The sequence below is a fragment of the Acinetobacter sp. IRS14 genome, from assembly GCF_034650275.1.
Lineage (GTDB): Bacteria > Pseudomonadota > Gammaproteobacteria > Pseudomonadales > Moraxellaceae > Acinetobacter > Acinetobacter oleivorans.
In genome coordinates this window covers 96,385-122,429 of the sequence record NZ_JAOVFN010000001.1, presented here as the reverse complement: position 1 = coordinate 122,429, position 26,045 = coordinate 96,385, and the positions used below count along the sequence as shown (strand labels likewise).

General features: G+C 38.4%; 29 protein-coding genes. 5 read left to right on the top strand and 24 right to left on the bottom strand.

Annotated features, from left to right (window positions below):
• From ODQ17_RS00605 to ODQ17_RS00505, 21 genes are all read right to left on the bottom strand, one after another.
• Nucleotides 1-1,125, bottom strand: a complete 1,125-nt coding sequence (locus ODQ17_RS00605) for an enoyl-CoA hydratase/isomerase family protein (protein ID WP_013198077.1) — start codon at nt 1,123-1,125, stop codon at nt 1-3.
• Complete coding sequence (gene ung / locus ODQ17_RS00600) at nt 1,122-1,835, bottom strand: uracil-DNA glycosylase (protein WP_322901032.1); 714 nt, start codon at nt 1,833-1,835, stop codon at nt 1,122-1,124. The genes ODQ17_RS00605 and ung overlap by 4 nt, the downstream gene beginning before the upstream one ends.
• A 53-nt stretch (nt 1,836-1,888) precedes the next feature.
• On the bottom strand, nt 1,889-2,485 hold the full coding sequence (locus tag ODQ17_RS00595) for a 6-pyruvoyl trahydropterin synthase family protein (protein WP_004792725.1): 597 nt from the start codon (nt 2,483-2,485) through the stop codon (nt 1,889-1,891).
• 228 nt (nt 2,486-2,713) lie between these two features.
• The gene (gene gspK, locus ODQ17_RS00590; RefSeq protein ID WP_322901030.1) at nt 2,714-3,673 is read right to left on the bottom strand and encodes a type II secretion system minor pseudopilin GspK; all 960 of its coding nucleotides are present in this window, start codon (nt 3,671-3,673) and stop codon (nt 2,714-2,716) included.
• A complete protein-coding gene (gspJ, locus tag ODQ17_RS00585) occupies nt 3,673-4,488 on the bottom strand; it encodes a type II secretion system minor pseudopilin GspJ (RefSeq protein WP_322901028.1) in 816 nt (271 codons plus the stop codon). The genes gspK and gspJ overlap by 1 nt, the downstream gene beginning before the upstream one ends.
• Nucleotides 4,488-4,868, bottom strand: a complete 381-nt coding sequence (gene gspI / locus ODQ17_RS00580) for a type II secretion system minor pseudopilin GspI (protein WP_004792732.1) — start codon at nt 4,866-4,868, stop codon at nt 4,488-4,490. Before gspI ends, gspJ begins: the two co-directional genes overlap by 1 nt.
• Nucleotides 4,858-5,412, bottom strand: coding sequence for a type II secretion system protein (locus ODQ17_RS00575; protein ID WP_322901026.1), 555 nt, complete (start codon nt 5,410-5,412; stop codon nt 4,858-4,860). Before ODQ17_RS00575 ends, gspI begins: the two co-directional genes overlap by 11 nt.
• Nucleotides 5,413-5,421: 9 nt before the next feature.
• Entirely contained in the window at nt 5,422-6,030 is a 609-nt protein-coding gene (locus tag ODQ17_RS00570; protein WP_322901477.1) for a TetR/AcrR family transcriptional regulator, read from the bottom strand.
• 36 nt (nt 6,031-6,066) lie between these two features.
• Nucleotides 6,067-6,840 (bottom strand): TatD family hydrolase, encoded by a 774-nt coding sequence (locus ODQ17_RS00565; RefSeq protein WP_013198083.1) that lies wholly within the window; start codon nt 6,838-6,840, stop codon nt 6,067-6,069.
• A gap of 17 nt (nt 6,841-6,857) precedes the next feature.
• Nucleotides 6,858-7,199: a PilZ domain-containing protein gene (locus ODQ17_RS00560; RefSeq protein WP_009387057.1), complete on the bottom strand. Its 342-nt coding sequence runs from the start codon at nt 7,197-7,199 to the stop codon at nt 6,858-6,860.
• Nucleotides 7,200-7,209: 10 nt separating this feature from the next.
• Nucleotides 7,210-8,190 carry a DNA polymerase III subunit delta' gene (locus ODQ17_RS00555; RefSeq protein WP_322901022.1) on the bottom strand — a complete coding sequence of 327 codons (981 nt, stop codon included), beginning with the start codon at nt 8,188-8,190 and terminating at the stop codon, nt 7,210-7,212.
• Between the two features lie 13 nt (nt 8,191-8,203).
• A complete protein-coding gene (gene kdsB, locus ODQ17_RS00550; RefSeq protein ID WP_322901020.1) occupies nt 8,204-8,965 on the bottom strand; it encodes a 3-deoxy-manno-octulosonate cytidylyltransferase in 762 nt (253 codons plus the stop codon).
• A 9-nt stretch (nt 8,966-8,974) separates the two neighbouring features.
• Nucleotides 8,975-9,985, bottom strand: a complete 1,011-nt coding sequence (gene lpxK / locus ODQ17_RS00545) for a tetraacyldisaccharide 4'-kinase (RefSeq protein WP_322901018.1) — start codon at nt 9,983-9,985, stop codon at nt 8,975-8,977.
• A gap of 2 nt (nt 9,986-9,987) precedes the next feature.
• Complete coding sequence (gene msbA / locus ODQ17_RS00540) at nt 9,988-11,715, bottom strand: lipid A export permease/ATP-binding protein MsbA (protein WP_322901016.1); 1,728 nt, start codon at nt 11,713-11,715, stop codon at nt 9,988-9,990.
• A complete protein-coding gene (locus ODQ17_RS00535) occupies nt 11,712-12,140 on the bottom strand; it encodes an ExbD/TolR family protein (RefSeq protein WP_004642621.1) in 429 nt (142 codons plus the stop codon). The genes msbA and ODQ17_RS00535 overlap by 4 nt, the downstream gene beginning before the upstream one ends.
• Before the next feature lie 14 nt (nt 12,141-12,154).
• Entirely contained in the window at nt 12,155-12,790 is a 636-nt protein-coding gene (locus ODQ17_RS00530; RefSeq protein ID WP_322901014.1) for a MotA/TolQ/ExbB proton channel family protein, read from the bottom strand.
• Between the two features lie 50 nt (nt 12,791-12,840).
• Nucleotides 12,841-13,728 (bottom strand): ParB/RepB/Spo0J family partition protein, encoded by an 888-nt coding sequence (locus ODQ17_RS00525; RefSeq protein ID WP_322901013.1) that lies wholly within the window; start codon nt 13,726-13,728, stop codon nt 12,841-12,843.
• Complete coding sequence (locus ODQ17_RS00520) at nt 13,725-14,507, bottom strand: ParA family protein (protein ID WP_003651453.1); 783 nt, start codon at nt 14,505-14,507, stop codon at nt 13,725-13,727. Before ODQ17_RS00520 ends, ODQ17_RS00525 begins: the two co-directional genes overlap by 4 nt.
• Nucleotides 14,508-14,528: 21 nt before the next feature.
• The gene (gene rsmG / locus ODQ17_RS00515) at nt 14,529-15,161 is read right to left on the bottom strand and encodes a 16S rRNA (guanine(527)-N(7))-methyltransferase RsmG (RefSeq protein ID WP_092705594.1); all 633 of its coding nucleotides are present in this window, start codon (nt 15,159-15,161) and stop codon (nt 14,529-14,531) included.
• A gap of 87 nt (nt 15,162-15,248) precedes the next feature.
• Nucleotides 15,249-15,938, bottom strand: coding sequence for an N-acetylmuramate alpha-1-phosphate uridylyltransferase MurU (gene murU / locus ODQ17_RS00510; RefSeq protein WP_322901010.1), 690 nt, complete (start codon nt 15,936-15,938; stop codon nt 15,249-15,251).
• Nucleotides 15,938-16,951 (bottom strand): aminoglycoside phosphotransferase family protein, encoded by a 1,014-nt coding sequence (locus tag ODQ17_RS00505; RefSeq protein ID WP_322901007.1) that lies wholly within the window; start codon nt 16,949-16,951, stop codon nt 15,938-15,940. Before ODQ17_RS00505 ends, murU begins: the two co-directional genes overlap by 1 nt.
• A 120-nt stretch (nt 16,952-17,071) precedes the next feature.
• On the opposite strand from ODQ17_RS00505, the gene ODQ17_RS00500 reads away from it, so the two are divergent.
• Both ODQ17_RS00500 and ODQ17_RS00495 read left to right on the top strand, forming a co-directional pair.
• On the top strand, nt 17,072-19,507 hold the full coding sequence (locus ODQ17_RS00500; protein ID WP_322901005.1) for an LPS-assembly protein LptD: 2,436 nt from the start codon (nt 17,072-17,074) through the stop codon (nt 19,505-19,507).
• Nucleotides 19,507-20,817, top strand: coding sequence for a peptidylprolyl isomerase (locus tag ODQ17_RS00495; RefSeq protein WP_322901003.1), 1,311 nt, complete (start codon nt 19,507-19,509; stop codon nt 20,815-20,817). The genes ODQ17_RS00500 and ODQ17_RS00495 overlap by 1 nt, the downstream gene beginning before the upstream one ends.
• A gap of 117 nt (nt 20,818-20,934) precedes the next feature.
• Here ODQ17_RS00495 and fba read toward each other — a convergent pair whose 3' ends face one another.
• The 3 genes from fba to ODQ17_RS00480 all read right to left on the bottom strand — a co-directional run bounded on the left by fba (nt 20,935) and on the right by ODQ17_RS00480 (nt 23,651).
• Entirely contained in the window at nt 20,935-21,972 is a 1,038-nt protein-coding gene (gene fba, locus ODQ17_RS00490; RefSeq protein ID WP_005304678.1) for a class II fructose-bisphosphate aldolase, read from the bottom strand.
• 121 nt (nt 21,973-22,093) lie between these two features.
• Nucleotides 22,094-22,339, bottom strand: coding sequence for a hypothetical protein (locus ODQ17_RS00485; protein ID WP_013198094.1), 246 nt, complete (start codon nt 22,337-22,339; stop codon nt 22,094-22,096).
• A gap of 124 nt (nt 22,340-22,463) precedes the next feature.
• Entirely contained in the window at nt 22,464-23,651 is a 1,188-nt protein-coding gene (locus ODQ17_RS00480) for a phosphoglycerate kinase (protein WP_151768065.1), read from the bottom strand.
• 138 nt (nt 23,652-23,789) lie between these two features.
• Here ODQ17_RS00480 and ODQ17_RS00475 point away from each other — a divergent pair, with 138 nt between their 5' ends.
• From ODQ17_RS00475 to ODQ17_RS00465, 3 genes are read left to right on the top strand one after another with little or no spacing between them, the layout of a single operon-like run.
• Nucleotides 23,790-24,173 (top strand): DUF2237 family protein, encoded by a 384-nt coding sequence (locus ODQ17_RS00475; RefSeq protein WP_003651438.1) that lies wholly within the window; start codon nt 23,790-23,792, stop codon nt 24,171-24,173.
• Nucleotides 24,173-24,766 (top strand): Maf family protein, encoded by a 594-nt coding sequence (locus tag ODQ17_RS00470; protein WP_322900999.1) that lies wholly within the window; start codon nt 24,173-24,175, stop codon nt 24,764-24,766. The genes ODQ17_RS00475 and ODQ17_RS00470 overlap by 1 nt, the downstream gene beginning before the upstream one ends.
• A gap of 31 nt (nt 24,767-24,797) precedes the next feature.
• Nucleotides 24,798-25,961, top strand: a complete 1,164-nt coding sequence (locus ODQ17_RS00465) for a ribosomal protein uL16 3-hydroxylase (RefSeq protein WP_322900997.1) — start codon at nt 24,798-24,800, stop codon at nt 25,959-25,961.
• The last annotated feature ends 84 nt before the right edge of the window (nt 25,962-26,045 follow it).

Sequence of the window (26,045 nt, the reverse complement as noted above, 5' to 3'; positions counted from 1 at the left end):
TTAGGTGATCACACCGTGTTGTCTAAGTAACGCATTCCAGCTATCTATTGAAGTCACTGGCGGACAATCAGCTAATATGCCTCTTAAGCTTAAGTCTTCACATGGTTTCCATTCTGGTGATAAATCTTTATCAACCAACCGTGCACGAACCCCTTCAACAAAGTCAGGATGACGAATTTTCCACTCAGAAATCTGAGCTTCAAGATCAAAAACCTCATCCCAAGAATGTATCTGTTTACCCCATTGCCACAGCAACCAAGTGATTGCCGCAGTACTAGGAGATCCTTTCTGTAAGTTCTCACTCGCTTGGCGTAACCAATCACTGCTCGCATCACGCAAGCTCACAATAGCTTGATAATCTTGTTCAAAATTAAAACCACGGCAAACACTATGAATCACATCAAGTGAGTTTTGTAATGGACCTGCCGCAACCGGACGATGCAAACTATTTAAAGTATCATCAATTGCGCGGAAATCCCCAGCAGGATAATGAGCCCAATTAATATTTAAAACTTTTTGCAAAACATTATCACGCTGTGCTTCACAAATATGTGTTGCCCAACCAATGCTATATGCTCCAGCAGCTGTCATGATTGAACCAGTTAAACCAGTAAACAAGCCTATTGGGCCGCGATCTGCTAAGAAGCGGCTCGCCCCCACATCTGGATATAAACCAATATTAATTTCAGGCATTGCTAAACGAGAATATGGAGTTACTAGACGGAATGGAGCTGCCATAAACAGGCCCAATCCCCCACCCATAACATAGCCTTCGCCCCAAACAACTACAGGCTTAGCATAATTATGTAAGAGTAAATCTAAAGCATATTCTTGCTGGAAAAACTTATTCGCTGTGTCTACTTCTTGATTGATAACAAGTTGACGTAATTTTCTAACATCACCACCTGCACAAAAAGCTTTTGGTGTTGTTGAATCTAACCAAATTGCTTTAACGTTCTCATCATCACGGAAATCTTCAAATACCCGTAATAATGCCGTTACGATTGATTCATCTAAAGCATGCAATGATTTAGGACGATTCAAACGTACTATACGCCAGCCGTTTTTTGCTTCTTCGACCACCAAGTCCGGGTGATAGTTATTTAGATTGGGAGAGTTCATCATGCGTCCAATTGCCAGTCTATGGGCTCAATGCCATGTTGTTTCAAATATTGATTTGTTTTTGAGAACACTTTGCATCCAAAAAAACCACCTCTGTTTGCAGCAAGGGGCGATGGATGTGCGGCGGTTAAAACCAAGTGTTTATCTCTATTTATACGTTGTCCTTTGCGCTGTGCATAAGCACCCCACAAAATAAATACTATATATTCTCTTTGCTCATTCAGGACATCAATAACTTCATCAGTAAATGCTTCCCAACCTTGCTTTTGATGTGAGGTTGGCTGTCCAGCTTCGACAGTAAGCACGCTGTTCAGTAAAAGCACGCCTTGTGTAGCCCATTTCGTTAAGTCGCCATGACGAGGAGCTGGAATACCCAAATCTGTATGTAATTCATGAAAAATATTACGTAAAGATGGTGGTAATGCAATACCTTTTTGAACAGAGAAACTTAATCCATTTGCTTGGTTCGGTCCATGATATGGATCTTGTCCAAGAATAACGACCTTCACATCAGCCAATGGTGTCGTATTTAGAGCACTAAAGATTTGCTTACTCGGCGGATATATTATTTTTTGTGCTTGTTTCTCTTGAAATAAGAAATCGCGCAAATTATCCATTTGAGGGCTTAACAAAAAAGGTGCTAAAGATATTTTCCAGCTTTCTTCTAATTGAACTTTACTGAGTTTATCTTGCTGTTGCTCAGTTAATTGCATTAATGTCATCCTAGATCAATTTTCAATTCTACAAATACTGTAAGTAATTCGACTTATACTTCGACTTGTAAATCAACTTGAGGATTATTAAATTTAATCCCATTTTTCAAGTCTTCATACATTTGAGGATTTGCCCACTCTATCTGAATTTGTTCTGAAAAAACAATTCCATCGAGACTTAAAATTCCCATTTGTTCATTTTGAATATCTTCAATAAAGCTTTGTGCATATCCAGTATCAGTCTCATGAACAATAACTGAATAAACCTCAACATCACCTTCCCCATTTTGAGTGATGGTTGATTGTAAAACTTGCTGAGCTAGATAAAAGAAAATACGTGAAAACTGTTCAGCCGAAGGTGAAACAGGTAAAGAAATCCAACGAGCACTAAAAGTCTGACAAGCATCAATGTATTGAGAATCATCTTTTTCCCAAAAACAGATTGCATGATCAAAGCTGTCAATAAGATCTTTTATTACCCCTTTTAGAAGCCCAAAATCATAAACCATTTGTCCATGATCTAATTTCGAAGCTTTAAGCAATAATTCGACTTTATAGCTATGTCCATGAATTGATCGCTTACAACGATCTGATGTACAGTTTCGTACAACATGTGCATTTTCAAACTTAAATAACTTACGAATTAACATGTGCCAAATCGATCATTCCTTCTAGGAACATTATTATAAAGCAAAAGACGAAAACTTCGCACCACTTTTCAATTAGAAACAATTAGCGAAAAGTATGATAAGACTTGTGAAGAAATATTGAAGATAAATATATAGAAAATTTATCTTCTTTTTATTTAGTCATCAGAGAAGTTTCTAAATATGACTTTTTAACAACATGATAAAAACAAATAAACTAAAATTTTTCAATCAGTTAAATGGTGACATGTTTCTAGAATAAACATAAACCTGCTTATCATTACGCATTAGTGCACTTGTAAATTGTCTTTTCCGATTATTTAGCACGACCTCAATTTGTGCTTGAAAAAAACTCGACTTTACATCTAATAAGCTATTCACTTCAGTTCTCTTTTGAGTATCGACTGTTGAAAAAGCATTCAATTGCCATAATTCATCAACATTTTGAAAGAATTTTAAATTTTGTTGGCGCATCTGAAGCTCTTTTTCTACCGCCCCTAAATCTAATTTTGGATCAATACTCGCCAAAACTAATGGCGAGACGGTATTAATATTTACTTTTGTATTCTCAGGTAATGCAGAAATATAAGGAGCAATTAAATCATATTTCTTACCGTCAAACCCTCTTACTAATTTTAGCTCTTCAATACGATGAAATTTAGCATTTGAAGCTAAATAGCTAGGATCAAGACCTTCATAATAACTGCTTTCAGCACCCATAGGCCCAGATGGTTCGTCATCTAGATCTTGCCAATCGATGACTGCTTGACTTAATTCTGCTGGCAAGCCTACACGTAAAAGTAGTCGCTCAAACCAATTTTTAGCAGCTTCGTTTACCTTACCTTCATTCGTCGTCAAATTGTTTAGGTTAAATTTGCCTGACTCATCCAGTAAACGCCCTGATACTGTTCCATCGTCTATTGGAAAAGGTGGCATCGGCTGTGCCCATGTTTCTTTTAAATGATCAACGCCACCAGCATTGTTTGCATCCTGAATTAATAATTCAGAAAAAAAAGCCTCTGCACTTTTTGCATAGAGTAATGACTGATTTTGACGTATCAAATAGCCAGTATTTTCCATGGTATTGGTTTGATGCTTTGCAATAGAGGCAGCTAAAATTGTAGCCAAAGCAACCATAATTAGAATGGTGAGCAAAGCAACACCTTGCTGGCTTTTTTTATAATGCAACACTATCCCACTCCTTTATTGGAGAGCGATAAATCACCTTGATTTAAGCTATAAATCCACTCATAACTTACACCGGCAACTGTGAGTTGTATTTTTATTCCTTTCGGCAACTTTCTAAATTCTTCAGGTTTTGTGGGATCAATATTAATTTCTGGCCACTTTGTCACTTCTTGAGGCGTGAGTACCATAATTTGAAATTGTTCAACTTGGCTTAACAGCGTACTTGATAATGGTTGCTCTCTGTTTGAAGTATTTAAATTACTATATTTAAGACGATAAAGCTTTTTTTGATCAGGATCATATCGATATTCAATACGCTCAAAAGGTGATAACCCTTGTTTTAAAGGATCAGTAACACCTGCCTTGCTAAAGTGAAGAACTTGATTATCAAGTTCTAAGGCTGGACGTAATTGGCCGCCTTGATTAGCTGATAAAGGTATAATTTGCAACGTATCACGTAACACTTGTTGATAAGCATCTTGTAATTCAAATAACTGCACTTCGTGTTGTGCATTACGATCACGGACTTTTAATAAATAATCAAAAATCTTCCAACCCAACAAAGATAGAACAGCAAAAATTGCAATTGCGACTAAAAGCTCAACTAAAGTAAATCCTGCGGCACGAGTTAATCGAGCACTGTTCGATCGTACAGCAAGACGAGAAACTGTGTTTCGAATGTGAGAGTCTTTAAAGCAACGGTTTGTCTGAGCGCAAGACGAAGAACTTTGCTCGGAGTAACCCTTCATCGTCTGCTCCGATCGTGCAGCAAGACGACAAGCTGGACTTATTGAGCGAAGATATTTATTTTTTATCATTATTTTGCTTTCATTGGATAATTAAAAAATACCAAGTGGGTAATACCATTTTGAACTTTCCCTTTATCAGAATCATATAAGCTAATTTGCAAATCTACTTTCTGAACATTCGGGCTGACTGTAGATTCAGCAGATTTATCAATCTGCCAGGTTTCACCTTGAGAAGTAACTTGCTTACTTTGAGTACCTTGAAGCCATTCTTGATTTATCTCCATTAAGGCAACTTCATTCATTGCTACGAACTGAGCTTTTGTTCTAAGAATTGCATTTGAGGTAGATTGGGTATATTGCATGGCCACTTTAGTTAACGCGACGGCAGCTACCGCAAAAATTGCTAAAGCTACCATTACCTCTAATAGAGTAAAGCCTTTAGATTTCATTTATTTTACCCAAATGATCAATCTGTATTTCTGAACCAATTGGTTTTTGTTCAAAGTAAAACTGTATTTTAACTGTTTTAGCTTCACCATTTCCAAACCAGATTAATTGCGGAGACTGCCCGCCAATTAAATCTGTATTGGTAGCTTTTGAATAGGTTTTACCATCTAGAGGTTGTACTGTAAACGATACATGTTTAGGCAATTGGCGCATAGTAAATTCTGGGTATTTCTGCCAACGATTTTTTAAATCTTGTACCTGTAATTTACTCTGATCGTGGTATTCATACAGCTCATAAGAAAATGGAGAAACGTCCGTTTCACTCATAGTAGATAGAGCTAAAACACGAGACTGATCAAGTGACTCTTTACCAATTTTATGTGCATCAAGCAAAAATAACTCTCTTGCTTGCATCGCTTTCTTTTGGTCAACCCCACCTATATTAAGTACAACAAGAGAAGTCATAATCGTCATAATAACAATCACCACCATCACTTCAATGAGGGTAAAACCTTTTTGTGATTTAGGCGGTGATTGAGATTTCATATCGACCTATTAAGCATATTGTTCAACAGTTTGTTTAGGTAAGGCTAATGCCTGATCAATATAAGCCACTCTTAAAGTGTCCCGTGAACCTAAATAGCGTTGGTAAAAACTTGAGTTGAGAATAGCTGCTGCACCATGAGTTAACGACCAAATAGAAGCCAGATAATCTCGAGTTGTCATATTGCTTTGAATCGATTCTAAATAGTGATCTGTCATGCGAATGATAATTCGTAATCGTTGTTTACGCACTTGATAAAGCTCATTAAAAAGGTGATGCACACCTTGAGCTGTAATCGAAAGTTTTTCCTCAATTTGATGAAATAAAACTGTCCGTTCAGGGTGGTGTAAATGATGCAGCATAAAAAAGGCCAAATGTTCTGGAAAAGCCTTTTCAGTATCTTGAATCATTTCGAGTAACATACGTTCATTACGAATAATCAACAGCATGTACAATTCATCTTTACTTTGAAAGTGTTTGTACAAAGTTCCTTTTGCTAAATCAAGCTCAGCAGCCAAGACATCAAGTGTCATTCCGGCTTCGCCATTTTCTAGCAATAATTGTTCCGCAACCTGAAATATTAATACTTCTCTTGCTCGGAACTGAGCCTGACGATCCATCTTCACGCAATTACTCTCTTATATAGTTTCTATAACTTAAATCGCTTTTAGCAAGTTCTCAAAATTTTGTGAGGTGATCATTGCAATTTCCTCAACCGATTTATCATATACATCGCTGAGCGCTTTGGCTACATAAGGTACATATTTTGGTTCATTTGTTTTTCCACGGTATGGAACAGGTGCTAAATAAGGGCTATCTGTTTCAATTAAAAGCCGATCTAATGGCACTTGTTTGGCTACATCACGCAAGTCTTGTGCATTTTTAAATGACACAATACCTGAAAAAGAAATGTAATAACCACAATCCAGAACAGCCTTTGCTGTTTCCCAATCTTCGGTAAAACAATGCAAAATTCCATGAGTGGAGTTTTCAGCACGAATAATATCTACCGTATCATGCTTTGCTGAACGCGTATGAACGACGACTGGTTTTTTTACAATTTTCGAAGCTTGGATATGTCTTGCAAAACATGCCTTTTGCTCTTCAACAAAATCTGTACTGTGATAATAGTCCAGTCCAGTTTCACCCAGAGCCCATACTTTTTTCGACTGAGCCAATTCAATCAAGTATTCGGTCGTGGCACGAGCCATTGTATCGGCATCTTCACAAGGATGAACACCTACTGTATAACCAACGTCTTCATGTCTCTTTGCAATCTCTGCTAGTGCAATGTGGTCATCAAGATCAACGGATATTGCCATAAATTTAGACACACCTTCTGCTCGCGCTGCTGCGAGCGCAAGGTCCAGATCGCCGTTATAAGGCGTTAAATCTAACATCGTTAAATGGCAATGCGTATCAACAAACACTTTTCTATCCTATTTGATTACATGGTATAACTTGGACGATCTAGAGACATACTACCAGCCAAAACTCTTTCTGCCTCAGCTTTATAGTAAACTCCCTTATCTCCACTTAATTGAATAGCAAAACCTTGAGGTTTAAATCCACTCTGCTTGTGCGATATCCAAATCACCTTACCCGTAAGAGGAATTTTTTGAGACTGCTCAGGCAAAGTAGCTAAAATGAAAATTTCTTGACCCATTTTTACTTTTTGTTTTGATGGTACAAATAGGCCTCCACCTTGCACATATCCCATATAGCTTGCTTGTAAAGTAGCTCTATCAGGAATATTTACCTGAATAATCCCCCCCATTTGCGGCTGCATAATCTTCCCCTTAAACATTCATTAACATTATAAACAATTGATCTATAATAAGTTGACTTTGTACATTTTGCTCAACAAGCTTTTTTGCTTGTTGTAGTTCACTATAAATATTGAATAAGCTTTCTAAATCGTAATATGGACTTAATTGATCAAAATCTAAATCTGTATTTTTCTGCGGTTGATTTAGCTTGACACAAATTAAATCTCCCAACAAGTACTCAAAAAGTACGATAAAATCGCTGAAACTTAATTCTTTTTGCCATTTTCCTGAGAAAAATAAAGGCATATTTTTTTGAGCTACAATTTTTAGCCAGTCATTTAAGAAAATCTGTCGTTTAGTAAACCAATCACTCTTTGCAATTTCTATAGCTTGTAAAGGCATATCATTAGATAGACCAAGCAATAAATCAGGTTGGACTTCTGCAATTTCAGATAAATGCTCATTCAAATATGAAGTAGCCTGCTCATATGAAATGCGATCTAAAGCAAAGTGCTGCAATCGACTACGAATAGTAGCTGGTAATTTAAGGTAGTGATCGGCCAATAAAATTAAAACAACACGCTCACCTGGTTCTTCTAAGGTTTTTAATAGCGCATTTGACGATGCCAAGTTAAGAGCTTCAGCAGGTTCAATAAGAATAACGCGCCAACCCTCTCCTGTTTGTTGCACGAAAGGCAGTAAATCTCGAATCTTTTCGATTTTTATTTTTGCATTTTGCTTTTTATTTTCTTCATCTGTTGTGATATGGACATAATTTGGATGAGTATCCGATTTTAACCATTGGCAGCTGCTACACTCACCACAAGCACCATGAGATTGCTTATTTAGACAAAGCACCCACGCCAAGAAATGCTTAGCAAATGCATGTTTCCCACAGCCTTCCTTGCCATAAAATAACAGGCCATGTCCAATATTGGGAAACCTTGTTGTTAAGGTATCCCATGTTGTTTTCTGCCAAGGATAAACCTTTGAAGTTACATTCGGATTCATTAAAAATTAACGCTTATTCAAAAGATTCGACAGGCATATTATTTAAGCGATCAAGATCAGCTTGAGTGTCCACACCGGGTGGTAAATTTGCTTGAGCAACAGCAATCGCAATACGATGTCCATTTTCTAAAACACGTAATTGTTCAAGACTTTCTAATTTTTCAAGCTTACCCATATCCCAGGTCACATATTCTTGTAATAAGCTCACTCGATACGCATATAAACCTAAATGACGAAATGCTTGTGTATGTAAAGTCGGTTCTTTATCTTTAGCCCCATCCCGATCATAAGGAATAGTGGCCCGGCTAAAATATAAGGCTTCATTTTGTTTAGACATGACTACTTTTACAATACTATCGCGCTGAAATTCATCTAAGGTATGAATAGGCTCACACAACGTCGACATTGAACAATTTGGTTTATCAACCAAAAGTTTTGCAACTTGCTTAACAAGTTGGGCAGGCAATAAAGGTTCATCTCCCTGAACATTTACAATAATGTCATTAGCATCCCAGCCTTTAATGCGCGCAACTTCACTTAATCGGTCTGTTCCTGATGGATGATCAGGACTCGTGAGAACAACATCTACGCCATCTGCACGGCAAATCTCAGCAATACGCTCATCATCTGTTGCCACACATAAATCATCAAAACCTTCAACTTTTTTGGCTTGATCGACTACACGTAAAATCATAGGACGGTCATGAATAAGCAACAATGGTTTACCTGGCAAACGCGAACTTGAGAAGCGTGCTGGAATGACGATGTGTTTCATTTTTTCTTCCTAAGATAATTGGATATCAAGTTGTTGCAGTTGCTGCTTTAAAACCTGATAACACTCTACAGACAGGATAGCTTTAACAGGAACAACCCAAATAGGCTGTTTAAATTCTGGATGTTTTTCAAGCAATGGTAATAATTTAACTGCATCTTTTTCAGTTGTAATAAATGGTAGTTCATCATTAAACATTAAATCATCGATTGAGTAATCATGATGGTCGCGAAACGCATGTTCTTGAAATTGTTTCAGGCCTAAATCTTTAAGTGTTTGATAAAAACGCTGTGGAAAGCCAATACCCACTACAGCATGATAATTACTTTGAGGATTAAAACTGTGTTCGCCCCTTGGCGAAGGATTAAGTAAATATGGCTGTCCAGTCTCAAGATGCATATTTAATTCTGTAGTTGGTTTATACGCATGTTCAATTACTGTTCCAGTTTCTAAACGCTCAACTGGCTCTCTTAAATATCCTTCAGGTAATAGTTTTTGATTTCCTAAGCCGCGATTTTGATCGAGTACAATCCACTCGATTTGTCGTCCCAATGCCCAATGCTGCAAACCATCATCACTAATAATTAAATCTACTGATGTTGATGCTAATAAAAGTTCTATTGCAGCCTGCCTATTAGGACCTACTGCCATTGGTACACTTGTCGATTGAACAATTAATGCAGGCTCATCTCCAACCTGAGTTGCTTGAGCACCCGAAGTAACCAACATGGGAAAAGGACCTATACCACCATACCCACGGCTAATGACTCCAACTTTGACATTATGCTGTTGTAGATAATTCACCAGTTGTATTAATAATGGAGTTTTTCCACTTCCACCCACGGTAATATTACCAATCACCATGACAGGTACAGGTGCCTTATAAACTTTCTTTAAACCCGCAGTATAAAAATTACGATTTAATAGAAACCCAGCACGATACAAACAAGATAATGGACGTAAAGCAATCAACCAACTTGATTGCTTATTCCATGCATTCTGGATCAGCTGGGCCAATGACATGCTTAGTTATCCTCAAAATTACGCTGATGTAATTGATAATAAGCACCATGTTTCTCAAGAAGCTCTTTATGAGTACCTTGCTCAACGATTCGCCCTTGATCCATCACTACAATACGGTCAGCATTTTCAATTGTTGATAAACGGTGTGCAATAACGATCGTTGTACGGTCTTGCATCGCTTCATCAAATGCTTGCTGAATAAAATGTTCAGATTCATTATCGAGAGCACTTGTAGCTTCATCTAAAATTAGAATTGGAGCATTCTTTAAGATTGCTCGAGCAATTGCAATCCGCTGACGCTGACCACCAGATAGGTTTAAACCTTGTGCGCCTAAAACAGTGTCATAACCGTTTGGCAAATTCATGATGAAGTCATGTGCATAGGCTGCTTTTGCCGCTGCATAGATTTTTTCATCTGATGCACCTTCCAACTGACCATATGCGATATTTTCACGAACAGTACGGTTAAACAATATAACCTGTTGATTTACCATTGCAATTTGTGTGCGCAGACAAGAAAGTTCAATATCATTAATTGGCAAATCATCTAAATAAATTTGTCCACTCGATACTTCTTGAAAACGTACCAACATATTCACTAATGAACTTTTACCAGCTCCTGAACGACCAACCAATGCCACTGTTTGACCTGGGAGAATATCTAAAGAAAAATCTTTAATAGCTGCTACGCCATCAGCATAATTTAATGTCACATGATCAAAACGGATTGCACCATTTAATTTAGGTTTCAATTGACCGTTATTTTGCTCTTCAGGTAAATCTAGTAATTCAAAAACAGAATGAGCTGCTGCTAAACCACGTTGTAACTTTTCATTTACATCAGTCAAGCTTTTAACTGGTTTTGCTAATAGGCCAGCTGCGGTAAGATAAGCCACAAACTCACCAGCACTTGTATTACCTAAAATCTGAGGTCTTAAAGCTAACCATACAATAAGGGCCATAGCACAAGCCATTACCACCTGAACAACTGGGCTATTCAGGTTTTGCACAATCACCATTTTTAAACCACGTTTTAAGTTCTCTTCCGATGACTTATAGAAACGTTTTTGTTCAGATTCTTCACCAGCAAAAGTTTTTACTACAGCATTACCATTAATACTTTCTTGGACAACATGGTTCACATCACCCATCGTATCTTGAACTTGTAACGAAAGCTTTCGCATACGTTTCGAAGCTTTACGTACCAATACACCAATTACAGGTAAAAACACAAAAACGCATAAGGTAAGACGCCAATTGGTATAGAACAGATAGCCTAATAGTCCAATAGTAATCATCCCATCCCTAACAATGGTTCTTAATGATTCCGAAGAAGCAGCTGTTAGCTGTTCAACGTTATACATAATTTTGGCGGTAATATGACCAGATGAATTATCTAAGTAATATTGTGCTGGGAGTCTTAAAAGTTTGGCGTAAACTTCCTGTCGAATACTAAAAACTAAACTACGGGAAATCACAGCAGTATAGTAGCCGCCCATAAATAGGCCTAAGCCGCGGAAGAATACTAATAAAATAATTAATAACGGGAACCAATCCAAATCTGCTCTACTACCGTTTTGGATTGCATCAATAATAAATTTAATCAATTTAGCAACGGAAACTTCTGTTGCTGAGTTAATACCGAACCCGATAAGTACTAATAAGGCCACGCCCCAATAAGGTTTTAAATAGGCTAAGAGACGCGTATAAACCTTAAAATCTTGATTCACTCAGAAAAACCTCTAGAAGGAACTTTGGTACTAATATTGATGTTAACAAAACCGAGTTGTCCTGCCACATCCATAACGCGAATTACATCCTGATGAGACGCTTTGGCATCCGCAGCAATGATGAACATAAAGTCACGGTGCTCTTGAGCAACTTGCTTAATTGCAGTACTCAGATCAGCAACCTCTTTAGATGAAAGTGCTTGACCATTCACAGCATAATGACCAGCAGAGTCTACCACGACTTCAATTTTATGATCGTACTGTTTTGGTGGAACACCTTGTGCATCTGGTAATGTTAAATTGATGCGACTTGGCTGATTAAAAGTGGTCGACAGCAATAAAAAAACCAAAATGAACAACAGACAGTCAATCATAGGCGTTAAATTGATATGAATGTCTTCAACTTGAGAACGTTTAAACTTCATTTGGCGTCCACCTCTTAACCAACACGGCGGTGTTCAGCTACAGACGAAGAACGCTTATAGAACAATGAAGCATGAAACAAGGTCGATTGCTGTTCTAATTCAGCAATATAATCTTGCACTACTCTTTGGAAATAGCGATAAGCAATTAGAGCAGGAATTGCAATTAACATTCCTACAGCTGTGGTAATTAATGCTTTAGAGATACCAGGGATCATTAAACTTGGACTTCCAGCCGATCCAAAATCAATCACAAGAAATGACTCAATAATTCCCACTACAGTGCCAAGCAATCCGAGTAACGGCGCTACAGCACTTAAAGTGCCCAAGAAATTAATATTTTTTTCTAAATAGGAAATTTCTTGAGAAGCTGCAACTTCCATTTGCGCACGAGCAAATTGCTCACCATGTTCGCGATGCTCAAAGCCTGCTTTTAAAATGTGTCCTAATGCACTATTTTGCACTTCTACATTTTGTTCTAAACTTTCCACTATATCTTCAGCTCTTAAAGAGCTCTTACCGCTTAATACTTCGGGTAGAACTTGTGAACGTCTTAACCGAACAAAACGTTCAATACTGATCGCAACAGTTAAAATTGAGCATAAAATTAAAGGCAGCATCAACCAGCCACCCGCTCTCACAAGTTCCCACATATGTTCTTCCCCAAGAATATAAAATTAGAAATACATGACCCAACTGCAAATTATTCTGGCAAGCAAATATTTAAAATGCCATCTAACTCATCCAAGGTATGATAATGAATAACAAGTTTACCCTTACCTTTTTGGTTATGATCAATTTTTACATTAGCGCCAAAACGCTCTGATAATTTTTGTGTCAATTGCTCAATATCTGGTGCTACAGGTGCTTTTTCCTTTTCCTGTTTAGGCTCACTTCTATCACGCACCAATTGCTCTGTTTGACGAACGGACAATCCTTTCTCGATTACAATTTTAGCAACTTCTAATTGATCTTTACCTTTCAATGTCAAAATTGCTCGAGCATGCCCCATATCAAGCTGCCCTTGCTGCATAAAATCTTTAATATCATCAGCTAAACTCAATAAGCGCAGTAGATTACTGACAGTAGTACGTGCTTTACCAACTGTGTCAGCGATTTCCTGATGACTCAAACCAAATTCATCATGAAAGCGCTGTAGAGCTATTGCTTGATCAATTGGATTTAAATCTTGACGCTGAATGTTTTCGATTAACGCTAATGCAATTGCAACCTGATCATTTAAGTCACGAACAATTGCAGGAATTTCAGTTAAGCCCGCAATTTGAGCTGCACGCCAACGACGCTCACCCGCAATGATTTCATATGGATGTGTTTCATCATCAACTGGACGGATTACAATAGGCTGCATCACGCCATGTTTTTCAATAGAAGATGCTAACTCTTGTAAATCATGCTCATGAATAAAACGACGTGGTTGATATTCACCACGCTTTAGTAAATTCACATCAATTTGCTTTAACTGTCCGTGGTCTAACGCCTGTGCTTCCAGTTGTAGTTTTTCTTTTTGAATTGAACCAAGTAATGCATCTAAACCACGTCCTTTAGCCAACCCGCGTTTTTTGATGCTCATACTTTACTTCCTTTCTTCACTTTACTTCTCTTTAACATCTCAGCTGCAAGATTTAAGTATGCAACTGCACCTTTAGAACTTTTTTCGAAATAGATAACAGGCAACCCGTGTGCTGGTGCTTCTGCTAAGCGAACATTTCGTGGAACAACAGTATCATAAAGTTTTTTGCCGAAATATTGCTCTAGTTCTGCAGACACATCACGTGTTAAGGCATTTCGTGCATCGTACATCGTACGTAATACACCAATAATTTCTAAATCAGGATTGAGTGCTTTTTGAATACGATCAATAGTCTGTGTTAAATCAGCCAAACCCTCTAGCGCATAATATTCACATTGCATTGGAATAATTACACTATCTACAGCCGCCAAAGCATTGACAGTAATCAAACTCAAACTTGGAGCACAATCTACAATAATATAGTCAAATGAGTTTCTGATTTCATTCAAAGCATTCTTTAGAATGAATTCACGACCTTCCTGCTCTGCGATAGCGAGTTCTACACCTGAAAGCTCACGATTTGAGCCAAGAACTTTATATCCAACTTCTGCTTTTTGAATGGCTGTTTCAATTGGGACTTCACCAAGAAGAACATCTGTAATTGAATACAAAAGATCGTTCTTTTGAATACCAGACCCCATCGTAGCATTACCTTGTGAGTCCATATCTACAAGTAATACACGTTTTTTTAATACAGCTAGAGACGCTGCAAGATTTACTGCAGTCGTTGTTTTACCAACACCACCCTTTTGGTTTGCAATCGCAATAATTTGAGCCATGGTAACCTTAATACTTTTTATTTAGATATGTTGAAGTAAAAGTAAATGACGTTGTTCATCAAGTCTTGGTACGCGCAGTTCAATCACTTTACATGAAAAGTCCTGCTTGAGCTGCTCAATTTCCTCAACTGGCACTACACCTTTCATCGCTGCGATTATACTGCTCTGATGAAGATATGGCTGAGCTGCATCTACAAAGTCCGTTAAAGAAGCAAAAGCTCGACTTGTTATGACGTCAAACTGGCCAAGCTCATCAATTGTATCTTGATTCTCAACACGTGTTTGTACTGCCACAACATTACTCAATTTAAGATCAGCAATAAATTGCTTCAAAAAACGAATTTTTTTACCATTAGAATCTAAAAGAACACATTGGCGTTGTGGCTGACAAAGAGCAATAATCATGCCAGGCATACCACCACCTGTACCCACATCAAGTAGTCTACCTTCAGGTAAGTCATTTAAAATACTTAGACTATCCAACAAATGCTTCACTAACATTTCTTTCGGATCACGAATTGCTGTCAGATTATATGCTTTGTTCCAAAGTACCAAAGCATCTTGATACTTTAACAATAATGCCAAAGCTTCATCGCTAAGCGATAAACCTAATTTTTGACTACCCTGTTGTAACTCTTGAAAAAACGGATGCATAAACAGATAACATCTAAGTAAAATTTAAAACAAAGTATACCCATTTATGCATCGTGGAACACTAGTTAACGATTAGGGATTACACACTTAATCGTAGAAGCCTTCACGAATTTGCAAATCCAGCTCCAATAAACGCTCAGGCGTTCCCACATCGACCCATGCACCGTTAAGCTTTTCACCAGATATTTTTTGATTGTGCATTGCTTGCTTCAACAATGGAGCTAAAGGACGTTTACCAGGTTCCAATCCATCAAAAAGCTTAGGATGGATAACAGACACACCACTAAAAGTGAGATTCTCACCTGTCACATCTTGATCGAATGTAAAAGCGCGTCCATCGAATAATGTAAAGTCGCCTTCAGGGTGCTGTTTAGGGTTATCAACCAATACAAGATGTGCTAAATCATCATTTAATTTAATATGGGGTAGAGCTTCAAAATCCATTGTGGTCCATACATCTCCATTCACCAGAATAAACGGATCTGCTCCAAGCAGTGGCAAAGCATTAATAATTCCACCAGCTGTTTCTAGCCCCTCATCCTCTCGTGTCCAACGGATATCTACACCAAATTGCGAGCCATCACCTAAGCTACTGATGAGTTTATCAGCCAACCATGCAGAATTAATGACGATTTCAGTCACACCAATTTTCTTAAGCTTTTCAATATGCCACACAATTAGCGGCTTACCGCCCACCTCAAGCAGAGGCTTTGGTGTATATAGCGTAAGTGGACGCATACGATTACCCAAGCCAGCAGCAAGAATCATTGCTTTCATTATGCTGCCACCTCATAGCTACCATATTTCTCGATAAATTTAGGCATCACTATGTTATTCATAAATACCATAAATTCTTCAAGTTCAGCGTAACCACGACTTTCTTCGAGTAAATACCACATGACTCGCGGCAAGTCTTTTAAGTATCCAGACTTACCATCACGCTCAAACAAACGAACAAAAATGCCAAGAATTTTAATATGGCGCTGAATAGCCATTAAATCTGCATCACGCTTGAATTGCTCAAAACTGCGGTTCTGTTTGGCAGACTCAGGCAATAAATCATAAAAGGTTCTAAACCATTCATAAACATGCTCGGCATTCCATTGAACATATGCATCACGAGTAATCGAAATTAAGTCATATGTATCAGCACCAATAACAGCATCTTGGAAATCGATTACTCCAAGCTCTAGTTCATTTTCAATTTTCATCAGATTACGACTGTGAAAATCTCGATGTACAATAACTTGCGGTTGGGCTACTGCGGCACGAGCCAAGAAATCAAATGCATCATCAATCGTTTTTTTCTGCTCAGCAGTTGGCTGGATAGCAAGCGATGGCAACATCCATTCTGTAAGCAACTGCATTTCCGACATTAATTTTTCGTAGGAATAAGCTGGAAACTGGTTAGTCCCATCAATAGATTGCAATTGAATAAGTTGTTTAAAACTTTGTTCATAATATTTATCGACTGTTTCATCATTTAATAATGTAGACAACAGCACATCACCAAAATCTTCCAATAACAGAAAACCTTGAGCCAAATCTTTCGCGACGATCTGAGGTACGCGTACACCATGGCCTGCAAAAAATTCGTCAATGGTCACAAACGGAACACAGTCTTCTTTTTCTGGAGGGGCATCCATAAGCATATACGTTTTATTTTGTAACTGGATACGCGCATAACGTCGGAAGCTTGCATCACCTGCTAAAAAAGCGATCTTAAATTGATCATTTTTAAGAACAGATGTAAGCCATGTATATATCAATTGTTCACGTTGTGTATTCATTTGCAATAAAATCTAAAACAAGCTGAGATTTTTGAAGGGTTAAGTGTAGCCACTTATAAACTTTTTCTCTATGATGCGACAATAATTAATTGTGAATTAGCATACTTGGTTAATGAGACAATGAAGCATCAGTTTAAATTTAATCCTTTAGCGACAGCTATTTTTACGCTCTTATGTGGCTCCATACAATCAAGTTATGCTGAGTCAGCTGATGTTGTCTCCAATATAGACAATAATCAACTTAAAGCGAGCATCAAAGAAGCCTACCCGGGTCAAGAATTCTTTCAACAGTACTATGTTGATAAATCTGCACCTGAGGCACAGCTTCGTGACAATAAATATTTAAGCTCGGCATTTTGCCAGGGTACATGGGTTACTCCGATTAGCCCAGAGACCAAACCTCTAGATGCCGACAAGACGACTTCTGTCGTTACGGCTAATTATGGACATTATAATCCTACTGGCGACTCAGTTTTAGAAGGCGATGTCGTTATTGATCAGGAAGGACGCACGGTTCGTGCTGACAAGGTTACAATTGATAAGACCCAAACCTTTGCACACGCACAAGGCCGAGTACAACTCGCTCAAGGTGGGTTACTTTCACAGAGTGACGAAATTAATTACAACCTAAAAAACCAGACTGGTAATTTAGAAAATAGTTTTTATATTTCAGAACAACAACATGCACATGGTCATGCAGGAAAAATTGAAAGAACATCACCAAATGTGATGGTTCTTAACGATGCCACCTATACGACTTGCCCACCGGGTCAAAAACCAGGTTGGAAAATTCAGGCAAATAAAATTGAGTTAAATCAGGAAACTGGACGTGGTGTAACGCACGGAACGAAACTGTATGTTAAAGATGTTCCTGTTCTAGCAATTCCCTACTTTAACTTCCCAATTGATGATCGCCGAACTACAGGTATTCTCAATCCACAGTTTGGTTTCTCAAACGATGGCGGTGTTGAGCTTTCTGTACCAGTTTATTTAAACCTTGCACCTAACTATGATCTGACACTTACTCCGCGCTATTTAGCAGACCGCGGTGCAATGTTAAAAGGTGACTTTAGATATTTAACCGATGGCTTTGGTGCGGGCGAGATATGGGGTGGCATGTTGCCATCTGACAAAGAATATGATGATAAAGATCGTAAAGATTTCCATTTCTTACATAACTGGAATATCAACGATCAATGGTCGACTAATCTAGAGTATAATTACGCTTCAGATAAAGACTATTTCTCAGATTTGGATAGCAGCCCTAACTCTAAAACAGATCTAAACTTACGTAGAGCATGGGAACTTAACTACCAACATGGCATTCCAGGTTTAAAAGCTCAGCTTAAAGTTGAAGATTTCCAAACACTTGACCCTCAAGTTAAGGATGCAAACAAACCTTACGCCCGCTTACCACAGTTCTTATTGAATTATGTCACAGGCAATCCATTAGGTTTACAATACGAATTTAATAACGATACTGCATACTTCAAAAAGTCAATTACTGATGGTTCTGCTCAGGAAAGTAGTGGTACTCGTATTTATAACCAGTTCGCAACGCGCTACAACTACCGCACACCAGCAGCATTTGTAATACCTGAAGTATCTGTGCGTTCTGTTCAAACTTTCTATGATAAAGACACTCAGTTAAATAATCCTGGTGGTTCTGAAAATAAATCAGTCGTTGTACCCCAATTCACTTTGGACACTGGACTAAATTTTGAACGTGAGGGCAAGTATTTACAAACACTTACCCCTCGTGCGTTTTATGCATATGCTCCATACAAAAACCAAGACAACTATCCAAACTTCGACTCGACTTCAGCGTCGGTAAATTACGATCAATTATTTAACCCTTACCGTTTCTACGGACATGACCGTCTTGAAGACAATAATTTTCTATCCCTTGGCGTAAGCTATAGTCTGTTTGATACAGTGGGCTTAGAACGTTTACGTGCAAGTGTGGGACAAAGTTATTATTTTGAAGACCGTCGTGTCACCTTGACGCAAAAACAAGATGAAATTGATACTGAAAGTAACACTGGACCAGTCGTAAGCTTATCAAGCCAGTTAAACCAGAATTTCACCATTGCTGCTAACTCATCATGGATGTCTAATGGTGATAATGCTCAGCGCGATTTTCAGGTTTATTATACTGGCGATAAAGGAAATCTTTATAACTTAGGTTATTTCTATCGCAAAAATATTGAAGGACGTCAAGCTACTTACGATCAGGTTGTTGCATCGTTTATACAACCAGTTAAAGATAATTGGCGTATTATGGGTCACGTACAATATGACATGGACAGTGATGTTGCCCGCGAGATATTACTAGGGGTTAACTATGAGTCATGTTGCTGGGGTATTTCTGTCTATGGTCGCTCATACTATAACGATCTAGATGATCCAAAAACTTCAGATGTTAGTGAAAAACGTGCCATTATGGCCGAAATTACGCTAAAAGGTTTAGGTGGTTTAAACAATAAACTCGCGTCTTTACTTGAAAATCGCGTTTTAGGTTTTAACAAAATTAATCAATCTTGGACACAACGTTAATGAAGACAAAGCATCTTAAACAGTTTTTTAAAGCAACTACCCTTGCTGCCCTAATCTCTTCATCAATGCATAGTTTTGCCCAACCCGCTGATGAAGTTGTGGCAATTGTGGACAATAGCGTAATTTTAAAAAGTGATCTTCAACAAGGGATGGCTGAAGCTGCTCACGAACTACAAGCACAAAAAAAAGAGGTTCCACCTCAGCAATATTTACAATTTCAAGTGTTAGATCAACTCATCTTGCGTGAGGCACAACTTGAACAAGTTAAAAAATATGGCATCAAACCTGATGAAAAAAGCTTAAATGAAGCAGTCTTAAAAGTAGCAAGTCAATCTGGAAGTAAAAGTTTAGAAGCTTTCCAGCAAAAGTTGGATGCTATGGCACCAGGAACTTATGAAAGTTTACGTGGCCGAATCGCTGAAGATTTAGCGATTAGCCGTTTGCGCCAACAACAAGTCATGTCTCGTATTAAAATTAGTGACCAAGACGTAGAAAACTTCTTGAAATCACCTCAGGGACAGGCTGCTTTAGGTAACCAAGCGCATGTAATTCATATGCGTATTACTGGCGATAATCCGCAGGAAGTTCAAGCTGTAGCTCAAGAAGTACGCTCGAAGCTTGCACAAAGTAATGATATAAACGCATTGAAAAAGCTTTCAACTGCAAATGCAAAAGTTGATGGGGCTGACATGGGATTCCGCCCACTTTCAGACATTCCTGCCGAACTTGCAGCCCGTATTACCCCATTACAAGAAGGTCAAACAACCGACTTAATTTCAGTACGTGATGGTGTACATGTTTTAAAGCTTATTGAACGTAAACAAAATGAGCAAAAAGCTTTAGTACCTCAATATCAAACTCGCCATATTCTTATTCAACCGTCTGAAGTGGTTAGCCTTGATAATGCCAAGCAAATTATTGACAACATCTATAAGCGCTTAAAAGCTGGCGATGATTTTGCAACTCTTGCAGCGACCTACTCAAATGATACAGGCTCTGCGCGTGATGGCGGTAGCTTAGGTTGGGTAACTCCAGGCATGATGGTGCCTGAATTTGACAAAAAAATGCAGGAAATTCCTGTAGGTGAAATCAGCGAACCATTTCAAACTCAATTCGGTTGGCACATTTTACAAGTAACTGAAAAACGCGAAAAAGATATGACTCATGAATATCAAGAGCGTATGGCACGTCAAATTTTAGGTGAACGTCAATTTAATACTGAAATCGACAGTTGGTTGCGTGAAGTGCGTGCGAATGCTTATGTAGAAATTAAAGATCCAAGTCTAGACAAAAAGAACTTACAAAAGTAAGTCTTTTGTCTTCATTAAAACCTGCGTTCATAGCAGGTTTTTTTTATGAATAAAATTTACTTAATAAAAAACCGGCTATATAAATAACCGGTTTTTTAAATTAAACCCTAACGGGAATTATTTATAACGATCAACCATTTTCTCTAAAGAAATTGGACGAATCTTGTCAGCATTTCCAGCTGTACCAAATGCTTCATAACGATCGATACAAATTTGCTTCATTGTATCAACTGTTTTAGCAAAATATTTGCGTGGATCAAACTCAGATGGATTCTCTGCCAAAAATTGACGAATCGCACCTGTTGAAGCTAAACGTAAATCAGTATCAATGTTGATTTTACGTACACCGTGTTTGATTGCTTCTACAAGCTGCTCAACAGGTACGCCATAAGTTTCGCCAATATTGCCGCCAAACTCATTGATTACCTTTAACCATTCTTGCGGAACAGAACTCGAACCATGCATTACAAGGTGAGTATTTGGTAATGCCGCATGAATTTCTTTAATGCGGTCAATTGCCAAGATATCGCCTGTAGGTGGACGCGTAAATTTATACGCACCGTGTGAAGTACCAACTGCAATTGCTAGTGCATCAACATTTGTATCAGCAACGAACTGAGTCGCTTCTTCAACAGAAGTTAAAAGTTGTGAGTGGTCTAGCACACCTTCTGCGCCAACACCATCTTCTTCACCAGCCATACCAGTTTCAAGGCTACCTAAACAGCCAATCTCACCTTCGACAGAAACACCACATGCATGCGCTAAAGCAACGACATTACGAGTTACATCAACGTTGTATTCGTAAGATGTAGGTGTTTTACCGTCTACACCTAATGAACCGTCCATCATCACAGAGCTAAAGCCAAGCTGAATAGAACGCTGACAGATATCAGGGCTTGTACCATGATCTTGGTGCATTACCACTGGAATATGTGGCCATTCTTCAATTGCAGCCAAAATAAGATGGCGTAAGAATGGAGCGCCTGCATATTTGCGAGCTCCAGCTGATGCTTGAACAATTACAGGTGAATTGGTTGCATCCGCGGCAAGCATGATTGCGCGCATTTGTTCTAAGTTATTTACGTTAAATGCTGGTACGCCGTAGTTATGTTCAGCAGCGTGATCCAAGAGCTGGCGCATTGAAATGAGTGCCATAATATCCTCCCAGGTAGTGCGGGTTATTCTACCCTTTCATTTATTTCAATTCAGCAACAAATCACAGTATTTCAAAAAAAATCCCCGCATATGCAGGGATTTTTTAACAAAAAACAACAAATTAATGTGTTTCTGAAGCAGCAGCCTCACTTGATGCACTACCTTCAACCACATCAGTATTCTTTTCATCTAAAACTGGCTTATCAATCGCATCAATTGCTGCTTGTTGCTCAGGCGTTACTTTTTCAGAAACAGCAGTAGAAGCTGCCGATTCTTGCCCAGCCTGAGATGCTTCATCTTTCTTAGCACAAGCAGTCAACATCATCGGTACAATTAACACAGCAGCAAATGTAAGCTTTAAATTCATCACTATTGTCCACAGTTGGTGATTTAATGCTCGCTATTTTATTGCAGATATATGACAGTTTAATGACCTATCCATGAAAAAAGGGATTGGCAACCCAATCCCTCCTTCTTTTTAGATAACAGTATTAAGCGCGCTCAAGTAGAACCGCAACTGCTGGCAAAGTCTTTCCTTCAACAAACTCAAGGAAGGCACCGCCACCTGTAGAAATATAACCAATTTGATCAGCAACGTTATATTTATCAATCGCAGCTAAAGTATCTCCGCCACCAGCAATAGAGAAACCAGCAGATTCAGCAACAGCAAGTGAAAGCGCTTTCGTACCTTCACCAAACTGATCAACTTCAAATACGCCTACAGGACCATTCCAAAGAATCGTTTTTGATGTTGTTAAAATATTTGCAAATGCTTTAGCTGTTTCCGGACCAACATCTAAAATCATGTCATTTGATGTTACATCTTCTACTTTCTTCACAACTGCTTGCGCTGCTGCTAAAGAACCCAAGAAATCTTCAAAGTTAATTTGCGAAGCATCCGCAACTACCACATCTGTAGGAAGTGGAACACTTACTTTAGCTGCAATTTGTTTTGCAGTTTCAACCAAGTCAGCTTCGTATAGTGACTTACCAACATTGAAACCAGCAGCTGCCAAGAATGTATTTGCAATACCACCACCAACGATAAGTTGATCACAAATACTAGAAAGTGAGTTTAGAACATCAAGTTTAGTTGAAACTTTAGAACCTGCAACAATTGCAACCATTGGTTTTTCAGGAGTTTGCATTGCACGGCCTAGTGCATCTAACTCAGCTGCCAATAAAGGGCCAGCTGCTGCAACTGGAGCAAAGCGAGCAACACCTTCAGTAGACGCTTCAGCACGATGAGCAGTACCAAATGCATCCATTACAAATACATCACATAATGCAGCATATTTTTGTGCAAGCTCTGGATTATTTTTCTTTTCGCCATGGTTAAAGCGTACATTCTCAAGCAATACAACTTGACCAGCTTCAACTTCTACACCATCTAGGTAATCTGTTAACAATTTAACTTCTTGACCCAATACCTCTGTTAAATAAGCAGCGACTGGTGCAAGTGATTGTTCCGGCTTTGGTTCACCTTCAACAGGACGACCTAGATGTGAAAATACCATCACTGCTGCGCCTTTTTCTAAAGCACCCTTGATAGTTGGTAATGCTGCACGTAAGCGAGCATCACTAGTAATCACACCATTTTTGACAGGAACGTTTAAATCTTCACGAATAAGGACGCGTTTACCTGTTAAGTTAAGGTCAGTCATACGCTGAAAATTCATGTAAAGCTCTCTTTATGATTTTAAAAACGCGCCAATTTTAAATGATTACATCAAAAAAGGTTAGTTTTTTTGCATAAAAGCTGTAGAAAGCCTGAGTTTTGATTATGATAGAGATAGTCATTTGATATTTCATCCATTATGTCTATTCATCCAGATCCACAAATCAATCGTTTAAATGTTTTAGGGGAACCTTTAGCAAGTTGTTGTTTCGACCCTATTACTGGCTACTTTAGAAATGGCTTCTGCCACACAGCAGTAACAGACCTTGGTCAGCATACCGTATGTGCGCAAATGACCTCTGATTTCTTAAATTTTTCACAAAAAATAGGTAATGATCTTATTACCCCGTTACCAGAAGTAGATTTCCCTGGCCTAAAACCCGGTGATTTCTGGTGTATCTGTGTAACCCGCTGGGTAGAAGCATATCAAGCAGGTCAGGCACCTCCTATCAAAATACATGCATGTCACCAAGCTGTTTTAAGCTATGTGCCTTTAGATGTTTTAATGGAATTTGCAGTGTAATGGTTCAGCCACAAATTATTTTGGCATCAAGCAGTCAAACGCGTAAAGCCTTAATGGATCGCCTAGGGATTAACTATATCTGTGTCAGTCCTGATATTGATGAGAGCCCTCGCAATGAAACCCATGCTGATGAACTTGCGAAAAGGCTAGCTTTCACAAAAGCTCAAGTGGTTGCTGCACAAAACCCCCATGCAATTATTATTGGTTCCGATCAAGTCGCATGGCGAGAACACGCTCCTAACGACTTCATTGGTAAACCAATGACCACTGAAAATGCCAAAATACAGTTAGCAGAAAACTCAGGTCGAACTGTCTTCTTTAGTACGGCACTCAGTGTGCAATGGCTTGATGGGAGTTTTGAGCAAACGCTTGTTGAACATTATCAAGTTAAATTCCGAACCCTAACTCAAGCTGAAATTGAACGATATATTGCATTAGATCAACCACTCCATTGTGCTGGTAGCTTTAAGTGTGAAAGTTTAGGAATTAGTTTGTTCGAAAAAATGACTGGCCTAGATCAGACGACACTTATGGGTTTACCCATGATTCAACTTTGCCATATTTTAAGGCAGCTTGGTCTACAAATTCCTTAATTTTAGATGTTTTTATAAATAGGTTATTTCCATGACAGAACCTTTAGCAGTTTTAGGCGGTATTACTGCCGAACAATTTTTAGCAGAATATTGGCAGAAAAAACCTTTACTGGTACGTAACGGGTTGCCAGAAATTGTCGGTCTTTTAGAACCCCAAGATGTACAAGAACTTGCTTTGGAAGAACATGCGAGTGCCCGACTCATTCGCCAAAAAGATAAAAATCCAAATGAATGGCACGTTAAGTCTTCACCTTTAACCAAGGGTGATTTTCAAAAGCTACCAAAACTATGGTCAATTTTAGTACAGGCGGTAGATCACTATTCATTTGATCTGTCTGAACTTTGGAAAAAATTTCCATTTATTCCTCAATGGCGCCGTGATGACATTATGGTCTCTTACGCTCCTAAAGGTGGTTCAGTAGGAAAGCATTTTGATTTTTATGATGTGTTTCTAGTTCAAGGTCATGGACATCGTCGCTGGCAGTTAGGACAAATGTGTGATGCAAATACTTCCTTTGTACCAAATCAACCATTAAAACTCTTGCCAGAAATAGATGTGCAATTTGATGAAATTTTGGCACCTGGTGATTTGCTATATGTTCCGCCTGGAATGGCACATTATGGCGTTGCTGAAGATGATTGCCTAACGTTCTCATTTGGTTTTCGCATGCCAAACGTTGCAGGGATGATGGAACGTATTAGTGATCAATTTTCAGCTAATAGTTTATTGCAAAATCCTGTTGTCGACATCGCGCGCAAACAGATGAGCCAAATTGGGGAAATTAATGCCTCTGAACTTAGCCACCTAAAAGACTTAGTATTAGCTCAATTACAAGATTCGGCAGCACTTGATGCCGCTATCATGTCTTATATGAGTGAACCTAAATATCCGGATAATATTCCAGAGGCTGATGAAATCGAAGCCGATGACTTGAAGGAAATTTTACATGAAGGTTACGAAGTTCTTTTAGAGCCTGCCTCTCGACTACTCTATACAGAAAAAAACGGCACCCTAAACTTTTGGGGCAATGGTGAAGCCCTATTTATAGCTGAGTCCTTTGAGCAAAAATTAAAAGCAATTTCTAATGGAGAAAGTCTAGCTTTCGATAGCCAATTTAATAATGATGAAACGCTAGAAAACGTTGCTCACTTGTTAAATGAATCTATTCTGATGCTTTTACCTCCTGCAGAGTAAACGTCTTAATAAAAGTAGACTTTTACATGACCGTGGAAAAGTCTACTTTTTAAATTAACAACCTAACTCAAAATAAACTCGATT

Coding starts and splice junctions, on each gene's coding strand:
- ODQ17_RS00605 (WP_013198077.1), bottom strand. CDS start 1,125: ATGATGAACTCTCCCAATCTAAATAACTATCACCCGGACTTGGTGGTC.
- ung (WP_322901032.1), bottom strand. CDS start 1,835: ATGCAATTAACTGAGCAACAGCAAGATAAACTCAGTAAAGTTCAATTA.
- ODQ17_RS00595 (WP_004792725.1), bottom strand. CDS start 2,485: ATGTTAATTCGTAAGTTATTTAAGTTTGAAAATGCACATGTTGTACGA.
- gspJ (WP_322901028.1), bottom strand. CDS start 4,488: ATGATAAAAAATAAATATCTTCGCTCAATAAGTCCAGCTTGTCGTCTT.
- gspI (WP_004792732.1), bottom strand. CDS start 4,868: ATGAAATCTAAAGGCTTTACTCTATTAGAGGTAATGGTAGCTTTAGCA.
- ODQ17_RS00575 (WP_322901026.1), bottom strand. CDS start 5,412: ATGAAATCTCAATCACCGCCTAAATCACAAAAAGGTTTTACCCTCATT.
- ODQ17_RS00570 (WP_322901477.1), bottom strand. CDS start 6,030: ATGGATCGTCAGGCTCAGTTCCGAGCAAGAGAAGTATTAATATTTCAG.
- ODQ17_RS00560 (WP_009387057.1), bottom strand. CDS start 7,199: ATGCAGCCGCAAATGGGGGGGATTATTCAGGTAAATATTCCTGATAGA.
- ODQ17_RS00555 (WP_322901022.1), bottom strand. CDS start 8,190: ATGAATCCGAATGTAACTTCAAAGGTTTATCCTTGGCAGAAAACAACA.
- kdsB (WP_322901020.1), bottom strand. CDS start 8,965: ATGAAACACATCGTCATTCCAGCACGCTTCTCAAGTTCGCGTTTGCCA.
- lpxK (WP_322901018.1), bottom strand. CDS start 9,985: ATGTCATTGGCCCAGCTGATCCAGAATGCATGGAATAAGCAATCAAGT.
- ODQ17_RS00535 (WP_004642621.1), bottom strand. CDS start 12,140: ATGAAGTTTAAACGTTCTCAAGTTGAAGACATTCATATCAATTTAACG.
- ODQ17_RS00530 (WP_322901014.1), bottom strand. CDS start 12,790: ATGTGGGAACTTGTGAGAGCGGGTGGCTGGTTGATGCTGCCTTTAATT.
- ODQ17_RS00525 (WP_322901013.1), bottom strand. CDS start 13,728: ATGAGCATCAAAAAACGCGGGTTGGCTAAAGGACGTGGTTTAGATGCA.
- ODQ17_RS00520 (WP_003651453.1), bottom strand. CDS start 14,507: ATGGCTCAAATTATTGCGATTGCAAACCAAAAGGGTGGTGTTGGTAAA.
- rsmG (WP_092705594.1), bottom strand. CDS start 15,161: ATGCATCCGTTTTTTCAAGAGTTACAACAGGGTAGTCAAAAATTAGGT.
- murU (WP_322901010.1), bottom strand. CDS start 15,938: ATGAAAGCAATGATTCTTGCTGCTGGCTTGGGTAATCGTATGCGTCCA.
- ODQ17_RS00505 (WP_322901007.1), bottom strand. CDS start 16,951: ATGAATACACAACGTGAACAATTGATATATACATGGCTTACATCTGTT.
- ODQ17_RS00500 (WP_322901005.1), top strand. CDS start 17,072: ATGAAGCATCAGTTTAAATTTAATCCTTTAGCGACAGCTATTTTTACG.
- ODQ17_RS00495 (WP_322901003.1), top strand. CDS start 19,507: ATGAAGACAAAGCATCTTAAACAGTTTTTTAAAGCAACTACCCTTGCT.
- fba (WP_005304678.1), bottom strand. CDS start 21,972: ATGGCACTCATTTCAATGCGCCAGCTCTTGGATCACGCTGCTGAACAT.
- ODQ17_RS00485 (WP_013198094.1), bottom strand. CDS start 22,339: ATGAATTTAAAGCTTACATTTGCTGCTGTGTTAATTGTACCGATGATG.
- ODQ17_RS00480 (WP_151768065.1), bottom strand. CDS start 23,651: ATGAATTTTCAGCGTATGACTGACCTTAACTTAACAGGTAAACGCGTC.
- ODQ17_RS00475 (WP_003651438.1), top strand. CDS start 23,790: ATGTCTATTCATCCAGATCCACAAATCAATCGTTTAAATGTTTTAGGG.
- ODQ17_RS00470 (WP_322900999.1), top strand. CDS start 24,173: ATGGTTCAGCCACAAATTATTTTGGCATCAAGCAGTCAAACGCGTAAA.
- ODQ17_RS00465 (WP_322900997.1), top strand. CDS start 24,798: ATGACAGAACCTTTAGCAGTTTTAGGCGGTATTACTGCCGAACAATTT.